The organism is Bacillus sp. FSL W8-1141, assembly GCF_038593205.1.
Taxonomy (GTDB): domain Bacteria; phylum Bacillota; class Bacilli; order Bacillales; family Bacillaceae; genus Bacillus; species Bacillus altitudinis.
Window position 1 is genome coordinate 3,610,633 of sequence record NZ_CP151973.1, and the last position, 19,364, is coordinate 3,629,996.

Genomic DNA, 19,364 nt, shown 5'->3' on the forward strand with positions numbered 1-19,364 from the left:
AGAGCTTTTTTATTTGATTTATAACCTGAAGAAAGAAGGGATTCAGCATGACACAAGTACAAACCATTGGTAAGAAAACAACAAAGCCGCCATTTCGCGCAGATCAAGTAGGGAGTTTACTTCGTTCTGAACGCATCAAAGAAGCACGCAAGCAAAAAGCAGACGGTACACTCACAGCAGAGCAGCTCCGACAAATTGAAAATGAAGAAATCACTCGTATTGTAGAGAAGCAAAAAGAAATTGGATTAGAGGTTGTCACAGATGGAGAATTCAGACGTGCATGGTGGCATTTTGACTTTCTAGAAGGGCTTGATGGGGTCGAAGGATTTGAAGCAGACCAAGGCATTCAATTCCACAATACGACAACAAAAGCGAGAGGCATCAAAGTAACAGGTAAGATTGATTTTACTGATCATCCAATGCTGGAGGATTATCGCTTCCTTCACAGCATCGCGGGTAATCATACGGCTAAAATGACGATTCCAAGTCCGAATATGCTCTTTTTCCGTGGAAAGCTTGAAGAAGGTGTGTACGACAGCTTAGATGATTTTCACCATGACGTGGCACAAGCTTATAAAAAAGCCATCCGTGCTTTTTATGATGCAGGCTGCCGTTACTTACAGCTAGATGATACAGCTTGGGCTGTGTTCTTTTCTGAAAAAGGACATGAACAAATCAAAGCTTTTGGCCGCGAGGAAGATGAACTGCGTGAATCGTTTGCGAAAACAATCAATGAAGCGGTTGCCGATCGACCAGATGATTTAGTGATCACCATGCACATTTGCCGTGGTAACTTTAAATCGACGTGGGCAGCTGAAGGTGGTTACGAGGCAGCGGCTGAAACGATTTTTGCGGGTCTGGATTTGGATGGTCTCTTCTTAGAATTCGACGATGACCGTTCTGGCGGATTTGAACCCCTGCGTTATGTGAAAAATCCAAACCTTCAAATCATACTAGGTCTTGTCACTTCAAAGTATGGGGAACTTGAGCCCGTTGATCAGATCAAAAGACGAATCGAAGAAGCGGCACAATATGTGGACATCAACCAAATCTGTTTAAGCCCACAATGTGGATTCGCCTCAACGGAGGAAGGCAATTTGTTAACAGAAGAACAGCAATGGGAAAAGCTGCGTCATGTGATTGAGATTGCGGATCAAGTGTGGACATCATAGTCCACTCACAATAAAAAGAGACAAACCGTTTGATCAGCGGTTTGTCTCTCTTTTTTATGCGTCTAAATGCTTTCCATTTGTCGCGATCACTTGTTTATACCAATCAAAGCTTTTCTTTTTCTTTCTATCTAATGTACCGTTGCCTTCATTGTCACGGTCGACATAAATGAAGCCGTAGCGTTTTTTCATTTCAGCTGTTGATGCACTGACAAGATCAATTGGGCCCCAGCTTGTATAGCCGATCAGATCAACGCCGTCTGCGATCGCTTCTCTTGCCTCAAGCAAATGACTTCTTAGGTAATCAATTCGGTAATCGTCTTGAATTGAGCCGTCTTCTTCTACTTGATCCACAGCACCCAATCCATTTTCTACGATAAACAATGGTTTTTGGTAGCGGTCATATAGTTGGTTTAGTGTTGTACGAAGTCCTTTTGGATCAATTTGCCATCCCCAATCACTTGCTTCTAGATAAGGGTTTTTCACGCCTTCAAATAGGTTGCCACCAGTCACTTGTCCAAGTACCTCTGGATCTGTACTTGTCACAAAACTCATATAATAGCTGAAGCCAATATAGTCGACTGTATGGTTTCTTAGAATGTCTTCGTCACCGTCTTGGAATTCAATGTTGATGTTATTTTCCAGGAAATAACGTTTCATATATCCAGGGTAATAGCCTCTTGACTGTACATCTGAGAAGAACAATGTTTTACGATCTTGATCCATCGCAGCAAACATATCTTCTGGTCTTGAGCTGTACGGATAAGTTGTCATCGCTGCAATCATACAACCGATTTTCGCATCAGGAATGATTTCGTGTCCTGCTTTAACAGCTAGAGCACTTGCAACAAATTGGTGATGCGCTGCTTGATATTGAATGCTTTTCTCGTCTTCGCCTTCTTCAAATACAAGGCCACCCCCTGTGAAAGGAGCATGTAAGACGACGTTAATTTCATTGAAAGTCATCCAATATTTCACTTTATCTTTAAAGCGAGTGAACAATGTTTTAGCGTATGTTTCATAAAGACCCACAAGCTTACGGTTTCTCCATCCGCCGTAATTTTTCACAAGTGCAAGTGGCATTTCATAGTGAGAGATCGTGACAACTGGCTCAATTCCATGCTTATGCAGTTCATCAAATACTTTTTCATAGAAAGCGAGGCCCGCTTCATTCGGTTCCGCATCGTCGCCATTTGGGAAAATACGTGGCCAAGAAATGGATAGTCTGAAGCACTTGAATCCCATTTCTGCAAACAGGGCAATATCTTCTTTGTAGCGATGATAGAAGTCGATCGCATCATGATATAAGTTAAGGTCTTTCATTGATTCATCGAATGGGTGCATAATACCGTGTGGTGATACATCCGCTGTCGATAAGCCTTTTCCATCTTTGTTATAAGCGCCTTCAATTTGGTTGGCGGCTACTGCGCCGCCCCATAAGAAACCTTTAGGAAATGTTTTTTCTAAATTGGTCATGTTGAATGCCCTCCTCATTTTCTTCTACACTGACTGTAAGCAATGTCTCTTTTACTGTAATCGCCCCATCTGTTTTCGCATCAACTTGTGCAAAATCATTTGTGTTGGTGACGATAATTGGCGTTGTTACATCATAGCCATCTTGCTGAATGCCCTTGATATCAAATTCAACTAGCAGATCTCCTGCTTGAACGAGATCACCTGACTGCACATGACTTGTGAAATGTTTACCGCCAAGTTTTACTGTATCAATCCCCACATGGATGAGAAGCTCTGTGCCTTGATCACTCTTTAAACCAATGGCATGTTTCGTTTGGAAAATGGTTTCAACTTTGCCGTTGAACGGTGCTACTACACGTCCAACTGTTGGGACAATGGCTGTTCCTTTACCCATGATTTCATTAGAGAATGTTGCATCATTTACTTGATTGAGCGGCTTTAGTTGACCTTCAAGCGGGCTTTGTACCACTTCATTTTGAAGCGCTACTGTGTCTTTCTTTTCTTCTGGTTTGTCTGCTTTTGTATCATCTTTCACTGGTACATCTTTGAACCCTAGAACAAGTGTCATGATGGTTGCTACAACAAAGCCGATCACTAATCCAATGATGGAGTAAACAAATGTCGGTCCAATGAACGTTGGGAGACCTGGAAGACCTGCTGATCCTGATATCACATATGACTTTACTTTGAAGATAGACATGAACACGCCGCCTGCTGCTGCACCAATGAGGGCTGCAAGGAACGGTTTTTTCAATCGCATGTTCACACCATACATAGCAGGTTCAGTAATACCCATTAACGCAGTGATACTTGTAGACATCGCCAATGATTTGAATGTTTTGTTTTTTGATCTTAAGAAGACACCGAATGCTGCGCCTGCTTGTGCCATATTCGCTACAAACATCATTGGAAGAATGAAGTCAAAACCGTTTAATGTAATGTTGTTGATCATGATTGGAAGTAGTGCATAGTGCATGCCCGTAATGATCAATGGTGACATAAAGCCACCGATTAAGAGTCCGGCCAAAATACCTGCATGTTTGAACAATAAATCAATTCCACCTGAAAGGCCATTTCCGATAATACCACCAAGCGGTCCAACCGCGATGAGCATAACTGGTACCACGACAAGAAGTGTAACTGTTGGAACAAGAATGATTTTTAGTGATTTCGGACTATATTTTTCCGCGAATCTTTCAACATATGAGCCGAGCCAGATAGTGAGTAGAATTGGAATCACCGATGAAGAGTACACAACGGCAACCACTGGTAGCCCTAGAAATTCTGTATTTCCTGCGCCTAGTAAAGCCGTTAACTGCGGGTGCAGTGCGGCTGCTGCAATGGCAGCGGCGATATACTGATTTGTGCCAATTTTTTTGGCTACGCTTACAGCAAGCAGAATCGGTAAGAAGTAAAAGGCTCCGTCTCCGATAGCTGTTAAAATCGCATATGTGCTGCTTTTATCTGAGATCCATTGGAACGTCAGCATTAATGCCAAGATCCCTTTGATCATACCAGCTCCAGCGATGGCTGGAAGAATCGGTGTGAAGACACCAGAGATAAAATCGAAAAGCTTTGAAATCACATTTTGTTTTGATGCTTCTTCTGAATCGCCTGACTTTACATCTGTTGATAACCCAGAATCAGCAATCATTGCTTGATAGACGTTTGATACGTCGTTGCCAATAATGACATGGTATTGACCGCCGCTTTGATTCACGCCCATGACGCCGTCTGTTGATTGCAGCTTCTCTTTATCCGCTTTGCTTTCATCGTATAGGTTGAAGCGGAGCCTTGTCATACAATGCGTGACTTGCTTTACATTCTTTTCACCGCCGACAAGCTCTAGAACTTCTTTTGCTGTTTGTTTGTGGTTCATTGTGTTACCCTCCAATCGTTGATTTCATCTTGATATAGAAAAAACCTAAACATCCATTAATGCCCGAAAAATAGCGATTCAGACATTAATCGATATTTAGGTTTTGCCTGCTTAACCAGTAACAATCCTTCATAGCGATTGATCGTTATTCAATTTTATAAGCCTTTAGATACAAAAAAACCTAAATCATGCCTTATCAAAGATAGGGACAATGATTTAGGTTTTGCCTGCTTGACCAGTAACAATCCTAAAAGATTGTGGGTTATTAAGTTTATAGTTATAAATTAGCATGTTAATTTCGTTATGTCAACGCTTTCTTTTTGATTTATTTTCTTTTTATGACTCGATCGATGTGCAAAGTTAAGTATAACATCTCATCTTCTATGAGACTTCGGTTGTATTCTTTTTGAACATAGTCATTAATTTTCTCCGCACATTGAAAAGCGGCTGTATTTTTTTCCTTTACCACTTCATACAGAAACTCATTTTGATTTTCCATTTGTGTTTCGTTAAACAGACGCTGTCCAAAAAACTTCAAATGCGTGACAAAACGGAAATAATTTAATGATTCTTCGTCCAAATCAATTTGGAAATGATACTTTACGATGTTCAAAATATCTTGAATCAGTTTTGTAATTTGAATGACATTCGGCATTTCCTCATTCAGTTCTGCATTGACAATATGCATCGCAATAAAGCCTGCTTCATCCTCGGGAAGATGGATGTTGAGCTTGTCCTGTATGATCCGAATCGCTTCTACACCACACATGAATTCCTCTTTGTACAGCCGTTTGATTTCCCAAAGCAAGGCATTTTTAATGTCCATTCCTTTTTGATGACGTTCAATAGCAAAGGTAATATGATCCGTTAATGTGACATAGATGCTGTCATTTAAATTTTTGTTAAGGGTCGTTCTTGCGTGATCGATAATTGCCTCACACACTTGCATATACTCGATCGGAATATCATAAAGCAGGGTTTTGAATTTTTCTGATATATCTTTATTTTGAATGGAAAATACTTTTTCGATACGTTCTTCGTCAATCGGGTCTCCGCTTTTCTTTTGAAACGCAATCCCTCTGCCCATAATGACCAGCTCATGCTGCTCGTCATCATACGCACTGACCACATTATTGTTGATTACTTTCGAAATGATCAATTGATCCCCCCCAGTACATTCCGCTTTTTCGAGCATTTCATTGTTGATTGATATGTCATTTTATTATTATTTTCAAAAAAGAGGACTTTAAGATGATTTTACATTTTTTTTTGATACGGTCAACTAGAAAGAATGACATATTACCTCTCAGAAATGACGATTTAGGGGCAAAAAGGCTAAAAATAGACAAAAAACACTCTTCAAAAAGAGTGTTTTTTACAAAATTAGGAGCAATCCCAGTTATAGACGACATTTTCGAAATGTTTTCGTTTGAGGTCTTCTGGTTTGATAAAAAAGTTAGCAATGCCGCAATCTCCCCACAACATGTCCACTTCATCATCTGAGTCAATTTGCAATAATAGCACAGTATGTTCTTGGTCTACATAGGTACGCGGGTCTTCTTGTGTAAAACCTGGGTATCCGCCAACTTTATGGCCAAAACCACTTGCTGTCTCATAAAATTCATCTAGCAATTGATCTGCTTCATCACCATCAATACCAACAGCATCTTCGAATAGATCCCAGCTTTGCTTTCCTGTGACTTTTTCAAAGCGGAAATCTCCTACACTGATCGTTTCGCTTGATAATTCACCTGTAATCGCACCTTCCTTCGTAACTGGAAAATAAAAATCGTCAGGAATTTTCACGAATGAAAAATCAGTCAATAAGTCTTCTTCAGCTAAGAAAGGTTCCTCAATAAATTTGATCCGAAAATCTTTTTGCTCTGTTTTTTGGTCAATATTCATCCCATAAAGATCATCATGTACAGAAATAAACACTTGCAAAAGTCCTGTTTCTGGGTAATCTTTCAGCTTTGGCAGCTGGCCGAAATTGATTTGTGCCAGCAGCTTCATAGGATGGCCTTCTCCATCAACGGGATATTCGTCGTTTTTTGGGAAATAAGGATCACCTGCTATTTTGCTGTCATATGGTCCTGTTTTTCCTTGTTTTATCTGTAATTGAATCAGTGGTTTTTCGGTTTGATCTAGCAATGGACGGTAAGGCGCAAGTACTTCTTGCAGCTTTGCTGATTGTGTCAAGATGGTCTTCCTCCTTATGAATAGGTCTAATGATCAAAACAGGTCTCTCTTTTTCTATCATACAGAAGTGTAACTTCCCTGTCAGTGAAAAACCCGTCAATATCATGACAAAAAACTCACTTTAACACGTTAAAAAACCTCCGATACGGCTGGAGGTTTGGTGATTCGTTTATTTATTTCACTTGATAATTCACTAAGTCTGTTGCCAATGATTTCATCGTTTCGTTCGTTTCGTGCAGCCCCTCAATAATTTTTGTGAAAGTGCCAACGAGTTCTGCTTGATGTTCAGAAGAAGCCACGATTTGTGCTATTTCTTCTTCCATTCCTTTGATAGAGCCTTGCACATCTTTTAGCGCTGTTTCAATATCAGTCGTTGCTTGCTTCGCGTGAGTAGACAGCTTTCTCACTTCTGTAGCAACCACCCCAAAGCCTGCTCCTGCTTCACCTACTCTTGCAGCCTCAATGGATGCATTGAGTCCAAGTAAGTTCGTTTGATCAGAGATACCTTTGATGAGATTAGACACTTGGTTGATTTTAGAGGAATTTTCGACAGTGGTTTTTGTATTTTGTAGAATTTGTTCACTTGTCGCTTGTAGTTCCTCTGAATGTGCAGCCACTTGCTGTACCATCGCGACTAGTTTTTCGGAAGCATCGTTACTTTCCGTCATAATGTGTTCTAATCGTTGTTGATTCGTTTGGTCATATGCTACACAGAAGGCAGCGATCACTTGACCATTGTCATCTTTAATCGGGACGGCGACGATGTCCATAGGAATTCCGTACACCTCTTTAGGAATCTGGATAAACGATGGCTCTCTCCCATTTTTCAACATTGAAAAGTTTTGGAACCCGGGAGCTACAACATCCCCTGCTTTAAACCCTAAGTCAATGTTCCCGTGCTGCTGATAATAAAGAACCTTCTCTTTCCCTAACACAGAAAAGGTTAGCTGCTCTCTCATAGCTAGTCCAACGATTGGTAAAGCGTCTATTATGTTATCAATTCTCTGTGACATTCGCTCACGTTCATCCTCTCTTTTTCTCAGTACACTCTCTTTATCGGTTCTTTATATGATCTATTACAGCCTGCAATGTGTACTAATATCAACCAAATGACCTAAGACATATAAAACAGCCACATTCTATCAAGAGAATGTGGCTGTTTTTAAAAGAAGAAGATGCATATCAACACACTAATGACGATGAAAAAAAGATACATGCAGTCGATCCATGAAGTGCTGATGACATGATAATACGTTCTCTCCCTCGTCCCTGTGAAGCCTCTTGCTTCCATCGCAATGGCTAGTCGTTCAGATTTCCGTACACCTTGCGTGAAAAGAGGGAGTGCATAACGTATAAAGGCTTTCCAACTGTTTTTTTGCTTGTAACCTCTAATTTTATGTGCAGCCTTCATTTGCTTCAATTCACTTTGAAACAACGGGATAAACCGGAAGCCTGCCAGCATCCCATATGCCCATTTGGGTGACATTCGGCATTGATGGATTAAGCTCATCATAAAGGCCGTCAAATCAGTTGTTGATGTAAAAAGGAGACCAAATGTCACAAACCCAAGCATTCTAAAAGAAATGGTCAGCCCATTTCTTAAACTCTCCTCTGTGATATGAAACCATGCCCACTTCCAAACTGTATGATCTCCCTTGCCAAAGGCCGCGATCATCCAAAACACGAGAATGAAAAAGAGCAGATAAGGTACAAGTCTGGTGATGAGGTATTTCAAATTCCAGCCGCCTAGGACAAGTCCAATTCCAAGTGCAAACAGCCAGATGATGAACGTCGTTTTAGGATCAGAAATCGCCATCAGACAGCACATCGCAAGGAGATGGGCGAGTAATTTCATGACTGGATTTACAGTGGATAGAAAGGAGTGATTACTTTGCAATCGTCATCACTTCCTTTCTTTCAGCCATATAGCGGTAATGTAACGGCACTCTGAGCTCACAGGAAGTGACAAGTTCCTGATGAGAAAATAAATCAAAAGGCGTACCATCATAAACATGCTCCCCTTGATGAAAAACAAGCACCTGATCAGCGCACTCATCAACGAGTTCCATATCATGTGTGACCATAATAATAGTGGTGCCTTGTCGTTGACGTTCTTTTAAACGCCGGATTAACTCCCTCGCCGTTTTCTCATCCTGCCCGAAGGTCGGCTCATCTAAAATGAGTACATCCTGATCAAAAAGAAGCATCGTGGCAACACTTAATCTTCTTTTTTGTCCTAAGCTTAAGGTGAAAGGATGCGCATCTCTATGCTTCTCTAGGCCGAACTCTACCAATAGCTGATTCGTTTTTTCTTGCACAACAGGCTCTGGCCAATTTCGCTGTCTCCCACCAAATGCGATTTCATCAAACACTGTGTCCTGTATAAATTGAAGTTCTGGATTTTGAAATACAAAGCCTGCTTTTTCATATAATGTTCGGTCAGACCACTTTTTCAGATGTTTTCCTTTTAAGTAAATGTGACCTTTCTTTATTGGTTCTAAACGGATGACATGTTTAAGAAACGTACTTTTTCCGCTCCCATTTTCACCGATGATCGCAACCCAATCTCCTGCTTTTATATTAAGGTCTAGGTCATCTATAATGCTTTTTTTCCCGTAGCTTAATTGTAGATGATCAGTGCGAATAATGACCTCTCGATTTGTTGATGTCTCATGACGTTCTTTTCTCGCCTCAAAGGTTTGCAAGAGTGTTTGACTCAGTGGATGAAACGGATCTTGTACGATAGTGGACCATTTCTCGGGAAATATTTTCGGACGCCAAATGCCGGCTTCTTTCATTTCTCCCTCAAATGTGTTCATCACGTCTTTTGGCGTTCCATCTGCTATGATACGGCCTTGATGATCTAATAAGATCACCCGATCCATCCACTCGATGACACCGTCTAACACATGCTCCACAAAAATCATCGTCTGATTCTGTTCAGCCGAAAGATGCTGAAGTAATTGAAATATCTCCATTCTTCCTGCTGGATCAAGCTGTGCTGTCGGTTCATCAAAGAACAGGACATCTGGCTCTAATGCTAGTAAACATGCAAGCGCCAACCGCTGCTTCATTCCGCCAGATAAGGTATGAATATCTGTATTTGGGTCGACATCCAGCTGTACCTTTTTCATGAGATGCTGAATCATGTCATCCATTTGTTCTCGAGGGACAGATCGATTCTCTAAGCTAAACGCAATTTCTTCATTGACTCGGTGCATACAAAACTGCGAATCTGGGTCTTGAAACATGACACCAGTATGCCTTTGCCGCATCACTTCTCCCTGTACTTCAGCTTCCATATGCTCTGGAATAATGCCAGCAAGCACAGAAATCAGCGTAGATTTCCCGCTTCCACTTGGTCCTAATATCAGCACCTTTTCCCCCTTTTGAATAGAAAGAGATACTTGATGAAGAACGGGATTCGGCTGTTCATAAAAACGGACAGTGAGATTACTGCACGCGAGAAATGAATCCATGCTGGTCACCCTTACTTCGTTTTTCTTTCATGATGGCATATTGATTCAGCACACCCGTTTTAGATAAAGCATCCACCACAACCTTTGCCAAGCAACCGCCGAGTAACATACCGCTAATGACTTGAGTGACAAGTGTCATGAGTAACACTTGAGGCGTGTAATAGCCGAATCCATTGGCAATGAGGCTATATGCCATTGCCCCTACTGCTGCAAAGGCACCAGACAACATGAGTGTCCACATGCGATATCGCTTATAGCCAAAAAGAGCGAAGGCGATTTCTGCTCCAAGTCCTTGGCATACACCAATCAAAAGCGCAGAAAGACCGAAGTGGCTGCCTGTCAGTAATTCCACGGCAGCGGCAGCTGTTTCTGCGATGAGGGCAGCGCCAGGCTTTTGGATAATGTAAGCAACGATTGGACTGGCAATGACCCAAATTCCGAACATGATGTTGCCTCCTGCTGGACCGACAAGGGCTGTAATCGGTAAATAAAGAGTCGACCACCCTAAATAGATGACTCCGCATGCCACTGATAAAATGACAGCAAGAACGACTTCTTTCATCTTCCATGTCATGAAGGCTGCACCTCCATTTGGACAGGCCACTCTTCGACAGTAAAGGCCATGTCCCAGAATTTATACTCAAGCTGACAGCTTAAGATGAAGTGCTGTTTCATTTTCTCCTTTTCCTTCTCACTTGCTCCTTCCGCCCACTGATCAAGCCGTTTGCAAAGCTCCACTGTAACAGAGTCCGTTAACCCGCCATAAAACGTGATCCACTCATAGAATGGATGGGCAGGATCGGGCTCAACATCTTTAAGCATTCGTTTGCCTATTTCCCAATAGGTCCAAGGGCAAGGGAGCAAAACCGCAATGATTTCTCCTAGCGTCCCTTCCTTTGCGACTTGCAGCATGTGATGAATATAGTGATGGGCACTTGGCGCCAAAGACGCACCTTGCAGTTCATCATAAGCGACACCTGCCACTCGGCAAAGGTTTTGATGAGGATGTGTCTCACTATCAAGGACAAAAGCCATTTGTTGATGGAAAAAGGTAATGTCCTCTCTGTCTGTACATCTGCTGATGGCTGCCGCATAAATTTTAATAAAGGCATTTAAATATTCTGCATCCTGTTTGACATAATGAATGATCTGTTCCTTTTCGAGTTCTCCTGCTGCGAGTCCTCTCACAAACGGATGCTGATAAATCGCTTCAAATAATGGTTCTGCTTCTTGCCTTAATTGGGTTGAAAATGTCATAAAAAAAGCCTCCTCTTTTTCAGTTGAATAAATGAAAAAGCCACCCCAAATGGAGCGGCCTTCTTATCGATTCAATCATGAATAAGACAAGGTCCAGCTCCACTTCCCTCCGCTAGTACAAACTAGATCAGGTTCAAAGGGTCCAAGATTTCCTCTTGTCTCAGTCATACATGACTCCCCTAGTGGACTTTTGTCATTTAATTATCTTTACTCTACACATGTGGCGATTTGATGTCAACCGCCGATCTTAATTCAATGTATTGATCGTTGGCAGCTTCTCGATCCCTGCTGCATAGTAGAAATTAAGGACACTGAAGAAATCAATTGGCTTTCCTGTCTTTAAATCAACAGCCAAAATATGATCGCCGTAATTTGTCAGGTCATCAATGTCTAAACGCCTTGGCGTTGTCTTTCCGAGAGTATCAACAAAGCTGCTATGGTAGTACTGCCCACTAGCAAACGATGATTCATGATACATAAATAATGTCTCCACATCTAAGTAGACAAGAATGGCCTCAGAGGAACTCGCATATGGAGCAGAGTACGATACTGGTGCCGAAATACTTTTCACTTTTACACTGTCAACAGAATGCGTTCTCTGTTGATATTTTCCATCATATGAGAAATAAAATACACGCTCCCATTTATAATCAGCGGTCTTAGATTGTTTGTTATACACTTTTGTACCATTTGCGAAAACATCCCCATTGGCATACGAAGCAACAAAGTATTGCAATGTTGATGACAGGGATTCAGCACCTGTGAAATTTGGTGGGTTTTTTGCATTCACCTGTAATGTATATGAGTCTCCAAAGTCTCCACCGCTAGTAATACCAAACGCATAATCCCCCGCTGGTAAATTGCTTAACGCAAGCAGACTGCCTGCCGATTGAATCAGATCCGTTGGATAAGCTTGTCCTTCTTCATAATCAATAACAAATAACTGAACGAAATAATCAGCATTTGGAGAGGTAATCCGGCTGATGAGCGCCTGAGGGGACGATGTACTTAAGAACCATAAATCAACTGGATCTTCCTCGTTTAAAACTGCCGATTGATTAATGGCTAGTCCATCAATAGAGCGAACGGCAGACGTGCGCATCTTTCCATCTGCAGCCGCTTTTCGTTTAATACTTATTCCCTTTTTCTTATCTACTTTAAATGATTTTTTTACTTCCTTCTGTTGAACCGCAGTCCCTTTATCCTGCTTTTCAAACGACTCTTGCACTTGCTGAATGGCTTTTTCAGTCAGTGGCGATACTTTTTCACTTGATTTTGGTGCATCTTCTGCTTTGATTGCTGGTGAAAATAAACCTGTTGTGACCAATAAAATAGACAGTAAGGCGGCGGTGATTTTGACATAAAATGCTCTCACAGGAACATCCCCTTTTTCCTAATTTGGGTTTTTTACCCTGTGATTATTTTACCATTTTTCTAATACTTGTTTTGGACTTTTTTAGGAAATTTTTATAACAAAAAACCAGCCGTATGAGTCACGACTGGTTTTTTTGATGATTTATGCAATGGTTTTGACAAATAAGCGTGCTGTTTCTGCACTTGATCCTGGATTTTGTCCAGTAATAATTTGTCCGTCTACAACAGCGAATGGCGCAAATGCATCGCCTTTTTCAAATGCTGCCCCTTGCTCGCGAAGTTTTGTTTCCAATAAAAATGGAACTTTAGATGTCAGCTGAACAGCATCCTCTTCCTCATTTGTGAATCCTGTTATTTTCTTGCCGTCGATAAATGATTTTCCATCACGATCCTTCACATCAACAAAGGCAGAAACGCCATGGCAAACTGCCCCAACGGCTCCATTTTTGTCTGAAATCGCTAAGATCGCATCGGCAACCAATTGATTGGACGCAAAGTCGATCATTGGGCCATGTCCTCCAGCAAAGAAAATGCCATCATACTCAGCTGGGTTTACATCGGTCAGTGCCTTTGTGTCTTGAAGTAATTCATACACATCTTGATATTGTGCTGGAACCCCTTCAGGAATTGAATTTTTATCGATCGGTACTGTTCCACCTTTTATTGAAACAATTTGCACGTTGAGTCCATTTTCTTTAAAAATATGAAATGGCTCGGCTAATTCTTCAAGCCATAAGCCTGTTGGGTGTCCGTTCATTTCTGAGCTGCTTGTTGATACTAATAAAACGTTCTTGCTCAACTTTATCATCCTTTCTATTTATCATGTGGCTATTTTATATTTTGCACAATTAAATATCAAGCAATCAGACTTGGATACAACTCTTTATGTTATACCCGATTTTTTAAAAAATATAGCCTCACTTCAAATCTAATCATTCTGTCACATTCTATTGACAGGGAATTTCATGTAAAATTGTGATGAAATGATATAATATGAGAAACAATTGACAGACCTCTTGCGCTAGAGGGAATTTAAAAGGAGTGGAAAAAGAGATGAAAACCTATTCGATTGTGATGATTATCATCACGCTCTGTATCATATTGGCTGTCTTTTTAATGAATCTTACGGGCGTCATGTATGGAAAAATCATATTGGCTGTCGCTGTTGCCCTTTGTCTTACGTCCATTATTCGTTTGATGGGAATGCGTAAAAGATAAAAGCCGCCCTCTGGGGCGGCTTTACCGTGTAGACAAACCCTCGCATTCGGTGTCAGTTCTGTGCTTCGGTGCTCATCAATGTCAGATTCGCTCCGATGCTCGTCCTTCCTAAACTGCAAAGGTTTTCTATCACGTTGATAGGATTATATAGCCAGGATAAGTGCAATTAATGCAAGAAAAGCTGGTAACCCTTGTTTGATGATAATCGATTTATTAGACGTCACACCGCCAAATACTGCTGCGATGAACACACAAAGAACGAAAAATAGCTGAATCATATATCCTACGGTATTCGAACCAAGAATGAGCCCCCAAATGAGTCCAGCAGCTAGAAAGCCATTGTATAGCCCTTGATTAGCAAACATCACTTTCACATTTGGATCCTTTTGTAAGTGTTCAGGCAGATTGAAAGATCTTTTCGCCATTTTTGATTCCATAAAAAACATTTCTAGTAACATGATGACAATGTGCTCTAAAGCGACAATTCCTACTAAAATCATTGCTAAAATATTCAATTTAGTGAATTCCTTTCTGATAGACGGTCTCGTATTTGTATTTTGTCCGTGTATAAATCAAAGTCTTGGATTAGCTCTAACGCCTCATGAAAACGACTTTGTGGAATGTCTTTCATTTTTCTTACACCAAATTCCTTTTTAATAAAAGCCATGATGGTATTAATATGAAGCTTACCGTGGCCATCATACTCTAAATGGCTGCAAAAAGTCTGCATCGTCCCTCGAATCACCTTTAATTGCTTGGCAGTGACACAACTCATTGGTAACGCTCATCCTTTCTTGGTTTTTTAACAACTAAAAAGAACATTGAATGAAAGAAAAACCTTCCAATCTCTATTATATAATGGTTTCATTCGGATATCAAAATAAAAAAGAACAAACATTCGATCAAAGACGAGTCATACGCTAAAAATCCATGTCTTAACGTATCAAAAAGCCGGATTCATGGATAGAATCCGGCTTTTTGTTTAGTTGCTTTTAGAAATTAATACCTTTCCAACAGAACGGTCCTTACTTTGTCCGACGACTTTAAAGGATAGGCCGTATGTTGGCACATCACGTCCTGCATCCGGGTTATTTGGATTCACATAGTTCTTTTTATCACTAAATGTACGCGTTGGGCGGATATAGCGATCCTCTAAGGTTAAGCCTGTTGTCGCTGTATAATCAATATTCAGCTTCGTGCTTGGATTCAAAGAGAATGCTGCATCATGTACTTGGAAACCTGTCGCTGCAATAGAGCCGTCACTCCATTTCAACACTTGTTGATCTGCATCTACGACTCCAAGGAAGCCGTTCCCTGGATGTTTTCCAACCCAGTTATCACTGTACGATTGATCGACGTACCACACGACCAAACCGTTATTATAGCTCATCAGACTTGCTCCTCGTTTGATATGCTTTAAGCCTTTATCGACATCAGCATAAGAGCGCCATTCTAGTAAATAATACTGAGCGGCATATTGTTTTCCATTAGATTGAGAGAATCCATTAAAAGTGAACGTGGACGTTCCCTCGGCATCATCTGACCACACTTTTGCTCCATCTGCTGTAATCTTTAGATCATCTACAAATAAACCTGGCAGTGAATATCCTGCATCGGTTGTATAGCGGAATTGCAGATCGATCTTCTTCCCTGCATAAGCAGAAAGGTCAAAGGATGCATCTACCCAGCCATCTGATTTTCCATCGATGCCATTGCCTTCATTCGCTCCTGCCTCATTTCGATCATTCGTAATATTACCAGCAATGGTTGTCCATTTGTCTGTCCCAGTTTCACGAACTTCTACATACGCATAGTCATAATCTTCTTCGATATCGTACCATGCTTTAAACGTAAGCTCGGCTTTGCTTCCCTTCGACAAATCAATCTCTGATGTCGTCATGGTAGCATTCAAATTGTCACCTGTTCCGCTGAAGTATGAATATTGCCCTTGTGCAGGCTGAGTGACCACAATCTCTTTATCTGGCAAATCAACTCGAACCGCATCATGGTTGGTTCCTTTTGTTGCTGCTTCATCGATTAAAACTGTTTTGCTTTTTGTTAATGTCTTACCATCAATGGTTTTTCCAGAAAGCCAGTTGCCGCCATGCAAGTTTTGAAGCATTTCTTTTGCATATGGACTAAAACCTGTTGGTTCCGTACCAGGTACTTTACCTGCCCAGCTTCCGCTTGACATGATAGACCAATAAGAAACGGGCTCTCCTCTGCCTGTGTATTGTGTATCGTATTCATCAGGCAGACCAAGATCATGTCCAAATTCATGTGTGAACACGCCTGCTGCGCCATCTTCAGGCTCAATCGTATAATCTAGAGCGCCTAACTTTCCGCCTTGACCCACTTCTGATTCAGTGTTTGGAATCTCAAATACATCACCAAGTGACCAGCGATGCGACCAAATCGCGTCAGAGCCAAGCTGTCCGCCGCCAGCTTCTTCACCTACGCCAGCGTGTACAACCATGAGGTGGTCAATGATACCGTCCGGCTCATTATAAACACCGTCCCCATCCATATCATAGCGGTCCCATTGATCATATTCACCAAGGTCAATGTTTGGATCCTTTGCCGCTGCTTCGAGGGCTTCTTTCACCAATTCGCGCGGTCTGCCGTCACTGCCTGATTCGTCTGGTACGTTCCCGCCATAATATGCTGCTTCATGCTTGGCTGTATACCATCCAGCTACTGTTCCACTAATCGTGTAGCTTCCACCGGACTGCTTTTCGTAATACTGCTTCATAGATACTTTTCTTTTACCATCTGGACCGATGTAGCCATTTTTTCCGAAAAGCATGTCTTGGTAGTGCTGCTGATCGTACTTGTCATAGTACATATCAGTCTCTTCTTTTTTAATACTATTATGCTTATAATCTTTAAAATCTACTAATAATACCAAAACTTTATCATTACGGACGTCGCCTTTATATTTTTCCTTTTTCACCGGCTTTACTTGATTGCCTTCTTTTCCTTTATGCTTCTTTAACTTTTTCTTTTTGGCTAGTTTATTATGTACATTTTGTTTGTATTCTTTTAGGAATTCAGGTTCTTCTGTTAAGGTACTTGCGCTTTGTTTCATCGCTGCTTCTTCTTTTTTCTTTAAGTAGTTCTTTAATGCTTTTTGGGTTTCTGCCTCATTGGCATTCTTTTTGATCTTTCCTTGTTTTTTCAAGGCTTTGATGAGGCGGTCTTCATTGACAACACTTGCGTCGAATGGAATACCTGAATAATGACCACCATCTGAGGATGTTGACTTTTCTGAGGTGTGGGCAGATAGAGGGGTGCTGAAAGCTGTCAATGTGCCTAAACTGAGGACAGCTGTTAGTGCGATGCTCGTCCATTTCCCTTTTTTCATATTGGTTCCTCCCTAATTTGGTAATAAATAATATCTAATTCTAGCATATTCCAATATACTTAAGTCGAAAAACATTTTATTTTCAGAAACTTTGTGGAAAATGCACAATACGAGATTGAAATAGGTGGAACGAATTGTCGAAAATAAAAGAACCCTAGGCTATAAATGCCTAGGGTGTTTGTTGTTTTTCTATGAAAGTTGCTCTCCTTGATATGCAACAACATCAAGTGGAGCGGCTAAAAATTCTTTTGCCTTTGCGACGAAAGCTTGGAAATGTGCACTTGCATTATGGCTTTGAACCGCTGCTTCATCTTTCCACACTTCTACCATTAAAAAGGTGTTTTCTTTCTCTGTATCCTTGAAAAGCTTGTAGGACACATTTCCTAATTCTTCCTGTGAAGCTTTCATTAAACCGTTGATTTCTTCTAAAAATACGTTTTCTTTCTCTGGATGAATGGTCATCCCTGCATGAATAATAATCATATGATCGTCTCCCTTTTTTAAAAAATTATTTCCACTCTGTGATGCGATCGATCGGTAAACGGTAAGAAGCATAACCTTCGTCAGCTGCTTTCCCAATGGATAGAAGCATAACTGGTACATAGCGCTCTTTATCCCAGCCGAATGTTTCAGCGATGACTTCTTTGTCATATCCGCCAATTGGGTTTGTATCATAGCCATGCGTACGAGCAGCAAGCATCAGCTGCATTGACACAAGTCCACCGTCAATTAAGATCGTTTCACGATTCACTTGCTCTGGAAGAGCTTCAAAATGTGCAGTTAATGCAGCAATTTGTCTTTCTTTTACTTCCTGCGGCATGTAGCCATTTTCTACTGCTTTTGAATAAATTTCTTCTAAGTATTCATTGTTTTTCATATCTGCAAACACAGCGATGACAGCTGATGATGTAGCTACTTGTGTTTGGTTGAATTTTGCGAGTGGTGCGAGCTTTTCTTTTCCTTCTGGGCTGTCAATGACCATGAAGCGCCAAGGCTGTGCATTCACTGATGATGGTGCTGTTGTTGCCTCTTCTAAAATCTCCGTCATTTCTTCTTTGCTAATTTTCACTGCTGGATCATAGTTACGAATGGAGCGGCGCCCTTTCATAATATCCATAAAATCGTTTGTTTTTAATGTTGTAGCCATGTGTAACACTCCTTTAGGTTGTTTGAATCTTCTCGATGTTTTGTTGTATACGGATGAGCACATCAGTGAGAAGCTTTCGTTCTTCATCACTTACGTTTTCAAGCATTTCTGAGATAAATCGTTCTTTTTCTTTTTTAGAAGCTTCGATTCTTGTTCTGCCTTCATCTGTCAGACGAACAAGCGTGACTCGATTATCTTCCGGCTTTCTTCTGCGCGTGACCATTCCTTTTGTTTCTAACTGTTTTAAGTGACGCGTCACAGCCGCACTATCAATATTTACTTTTTTCTGCAAATCGGATTGGCTGATTTCGTCGGCTTGGAATAACAGTGATAGCAACTCCAGTCTTGATTGGCTGATGCCCGTGCATGCTTCGAACTTCACACCCATCATACGGTTCACGCACTGCAAACGATATAATACCTCTGCTTCTTCAGAGCAAAATGCAGTCAATGCCATCCCCTCTTTTCTATTCAGATCAATTAGTTGATATATCAATCATTGACTCGTCAACTAATATACACCCATTGTTTCATGATTGCAAGAGGTTTGTTTCATAAAGTGAAATTTTTTATTTCAATCAAAAAAGACGAGCTTTTGCTCGTCTCAGACCGTAGACAAAGGGCTAAAATGTAGTTTATTTTAGCCCTTTGTCTTCTTTTCAGCGTGAAAGAAAACCTTTGCAGTCTAGGATGGACGAGCAATGGAGCGGAGCGAATTTGACATTCGTGAGCACCAGCGCGCAGGACTGACACCGAATGCGAGGGTTTGTCTTCACGCTGGGACGAGCTTTTGCTCGTCTTA

Annotated in this window: 18 protein-coding genes, 1 pseudogene and 1 riboswitch; of the genes and pseudogenes, 2 read left to right on the plus strand and 17 right to left on the minus strand. The window is 41.1% G+C overall.

Translation table 11 applies throughout. The features are described 5' to 3' along the window. The first annotated feature begins 47 nt into the window (after positions 1–47). Positions 48–1,172 carry a 5-methyltetrahydropteroyltriglutamate--homocysteine S-methyltransferase gene (locus tag NSQ52_RS18605; RefSeq protein ID WP_342473749.1) on the plus strand — a complete coding sequence of 375 codons (1,125 nt, stop codon included), beginning with the start codon at positions 48–50 and terminating at the stop codon, positions 1,170–1,172. A gap of 54 nt (positions 1,173–1,226) precedes the next feature. Here NSQ52_RS18605 and NSQ52_RS18610 read toward each other — a convergent pair whose 3' ends face one another. From NSQ52_RS18610 to NSQ52_RS18660, 11 genes are all read right to left on the minus strand, one after another. Beyond that, positions 1,227–2,645 carry a glycoside hydrolase family 1 protein gene (locus NSQ52_RS18610; protein ID WP_342473750.1) on the minus strand — a complete coding sequence of 473 codons (1,419 nt, stop codon included), beginning with the start codon at positions 2,643–2,645 and terminating at the stop codon, positions 1,227–1,229. Then, positions 2,617–4,524 (minus strand): beta-glucoside-specific PTS transporter subunit IIABC, encoded by a 1,908-nt coding sequence (locus tag NSQ52_RS18615; protein WP_268430364.1) that lies wholly within the window; start codon positions 4,522–4,524, stop codon positions 2,617–2,619. Before NSQ52_RS18615 ends, NSQ52_RS18610 begins: the two co-directional genes overlap by 29 nt. Positions 4,525–4,849: 325 nt before the next feature. After that, positions 4,850–5,683: a PRD domain-containing protein gene (locus NSQ52_RS18620; RefSeq protein WP_017368351.1), complete on the minus strand. Its 834-nt coding sequence runs from the start codon at positions 5,681–5,683 to the stop codon at positions 4,850–4,852. 224 nt (positions 5,684–5,907) lie between these two features. Next, a complete protein-coding gene (locus NSQ52_RS18625; RefSeq protein WP_017358646.1) occupies positions 5,908–6,723 on the minus strand; it encodes a YwqG family protein in 816 nt (271 codons plus the stop codon). Positions 6,724–6,896: 173 nt separating this feature from the next. Continuing rightward, positions 6,897–7,736, minus strand: coding sequence for a methyl-accepting chemotaxis protein (locus tag NSQ52_RS18630; RefSeq protein ID WP_024719223.1), 840 nt, complete (start codon positions 7,734–7,736; stop codon positions 6,897–6,899). A 149-nt stretch (positions 7,737–7,885) separates the two neighbouring features. Further along, positions 7,886–8,620: an energy-coupling factor transporter transmembrane component T gene (locus tag NSQ52_RS18635; protein ID WP_024719222.1), complete on the minus strand. Its 735-nt coding sequence runs from the start codon at positions 8,618–8,620 to the stop codon at positions 7,886–7,888. Then, positions 8,610–10,202: an ABC transporter ATP-binding protein gene (locus NSQ52_RS18640; RefSeq protein WP_144679022.1), complete on the minus strand. Its 1,593-nt coding sequence runs from the start codon at positions 10,200–10,202 to the stop codon at positions 8,610–8,612. Before NSQ52_RS18640 ends, NSQ52_RS18635 begins: the two co-directional genes overlap by 11 nt. Beyond that, positions 10,177–10,776, minus strand: a complete 600-nt coding sequence (locus NSQ52_RS18645; RefSeq protein ID WP_019743666.1) for an ECF transporter S component — start codon at positions 10,774–10,776, stop codon at positions 10,177–10,179. The genes NSQ52_RS18640 and NSQ52_RS18645 overlap by 26 nt, the downstream gene beginning before the upstream one ends. Further along, positions 10,773–11,459 carry a thiaminase II gene (gene tenA / locus NSQ52_RS18650; protein WP_342473751.1) on the minus strand — a complete coding sequence of 229 codons (687 nt, stop codon included), beginning with the start codon at positions 11,457–11,459 and terminating at the stop codon, positions 10,773–10,775. Before tenA ends, NSQ52_RS18645 begins: the two co-directional genes overlap by 4 nt. Positions 11,460–11,546: 87 nt before the next feature. Beyond that, positions 11,547–11,650, minus strand: a riboswitch (TPP riboswitch). A gap of 56 nt (positions 11,651–11,706) precedes the next feature. Then, positions 11,707–12,834 (minus strand): hypothetical protein, encoded by a 1,128-nt coding sequence (locus tag NSQ52_RS18655; RefSeq protein ID WP_342473752.1) that lies wholly within the window; start codon positions 12,832–12,834, stop codon positions 11,707–11,709. A gap of 141 nt (positions 12,835–12,975) precedes the next feature. Further along, entirely contained in the window at positions 12,976–13,632 is a 657-nt protein-coding gene (locus NSQ52_RS18660; protein ID WP_017358640.1) for a type 1 glutamine amidotransferase domain-containing protein, read from the minus strand. A gap of 224 nt (positions 13,633–13,856) precedes the next feature. On the opposite strand from NSQ52_RS18660, the pseudogene NSQ52_RS18665 reads away from it, so the two are divergent. Further along, positions 13,857–14,051 (plus strand): annotated as a pseudogene (locus NSQ52_RS18665) (hypothetical protein); the annotation flags it as partial. Positions 14,052–14,194: 143 nt separating this feature from the next. On the opposite strand, the gene NSQ52_RS18670 reads toward NSQ52_RS18665, so the two are convergent. The 6 genes from NSQ52_RS18670 to NSQ52_RS18695 form a co-directional block, all read right to left on the minus strand. Next, positions 14,195–14,566 (minus strand): DUF1304 domain-containing protein, encoded by a 372-nt coding sequence (locus tag NSQ52_RS18670; protein WP_007498006.1) that lies wholly within the window; start codon positions 14,564–14,566, stop codon positions 14,195–14,197. Beyond that, entirely contained in the window at positions 14,563–14,826 is a 264-nt protein-coding gene (locus NSQ52_RS18675) for an ORF6C domain-containing protein (RefSeq protein WP_008345710.1), read from the minus strand. The genes NSQ52_RS18670 and NSQ52_RS18675 overlap by 4 nt, the downstream gene beginning before the upstream one ends. A 207-nt stretch (positions 14,827–15,033) precedes the next feature. Then, positions 15,034–17,415, minus strand: coding sequence for an immune inhibitor A domain-containing protein (locus NSQ52_RS18680; protein WP_342473753.1), 2,382 nt, complete (start codon positions 17,413–17,415; stop codon positions 15,034–15,036). 189 nt (positions 17,416–17,604) lie between these two features. Next, positions 17,605–17,898: a putative quinol monooxygenase gene (locus NSQ52_RS18685; RefSeq protein WP_327862300.1), complete on the minus strand. Its 294-nt coding sequence runs from the start codon at positions 17,896–17,898 to the stop codon at positions 17,605–17,607. Positions 17,899–17,923: 25 nt separating this feature from the next. Then, positions 17,924–18,562 (minus strand): nitroreductase family protein, encoded by a 639-nt coding sequence (locus tag NSQ52_RS18690; RefSeq protein ID WP_342473754.1) that lies wholly within the window; start codon positions 18,560–18,562, stop codon positions 17,924–17,926. Between the two features lie 13 nt (positions 18,563–18,575). Beyond that, complete coding sequence (locus tag NSQ52_RS18695; protein ID WP_045033720.1) at positions 18,576–19,019, minus strand: MarR family transcriptional regulator; 444 nt, start codon at positions 19,017–19,019, stop codon at positions 18,576–18,578. Positions 19,020–19,364: the final 345 nt, after the last annotated feature.

What these genes read in the sequence shown, in the direction of transcription:
- NSQ52_RS18685 (WP_327862300.1), bottom strand. Translation starts at nt 17,898, where the DNA reads ATGATTATTATTCATGCAGGGATGACCATTCATCCAGAGAAAGAAAAC.
- NSQ52_RS18645 (WP_019743666.1), bottom strand. Translation starts at nt 10,776, where the DNA reads ATGACATGGAAGATGAAAGAAGTCGTTCTTGCTGTCATTTTATCAGTG.
- NSQ52_RS18680 (WP_342473753.1), bottom strand. Translation starts at nt 17,415, where the DNA reads ATGAAAAAAGGGAAATGGACGAGCATCGCACTAACAGCTGTCCTCAGT.
- NSQ52_RS18675 (WP_008345710.1), bottom strand. Translation starts at nt 14,826, where the DNA reads ATGAGTTGTGTCACTGCCAAGCAATTAAAGGTGATTCGAGGGACGATG.
- tenA (WP_342473751.1), bottom strand. Translation starts at nt 11,459, where the DNA reads ATGACATTTTCAACCCAATTAAGGCAAGAAGCAGAACCATTATTTGAA.
- NSQ52_RS18695 (WP_045033720.1), bottom strand. Translation starts at nt 19,019, where the DNA reads ATGGCATTGACTGCATTTTGCTCTGAAGAAGCAGAGGTATTATATCGT.
- NSQ52_RS18605 (WP_342473749.1), top strand. Translation starts at nt 48, where the DNA reads ATGACACAAGTACAAACCATTGGTAAGAAAACAACAAAGCCGCCATTT.
- NSQ52_RS18615 (WP_268430364.1), bottom strand. Translation starts at nt 4,524, where the DNA reads ATGAACCACAAACAAACAGCAAAAGAAGTTCTAGAGCTTGTCGGCGGT.
- NSQ52_RS18630 (WP_024719223.1), bottom strand. Translation starts at nt 7,736, where the DNA reads ATGTCACAGAGAATTGATAACATAATAGACGCTTTACCAATCGTTGGA.
- NSQ52_RS18640 (WP_144679022.1), bottom strand. Translation starts at nt 10,202, where the DNA reads ATGGATTCATTTCTCGCGTGCAGTAATCTCACTGTCCGTTTTTATGAA.
- NSQ52_RS18610 (WP_342473750.1), bottom strand. Translation starts at nt 2,645, where the DNA reads ATGACCAATTTAGAAAAAACATTTCCTAAAGGTTTCTTATGGGGCGGC.
- NSQ52_RS18690 (WP_342473754.1), bottom strand. Translation starts at nt 18,562, where the DNA reads ATGGCTACAACATTAAAAACAAACGATTTTATGGATATTATGAAAGGG.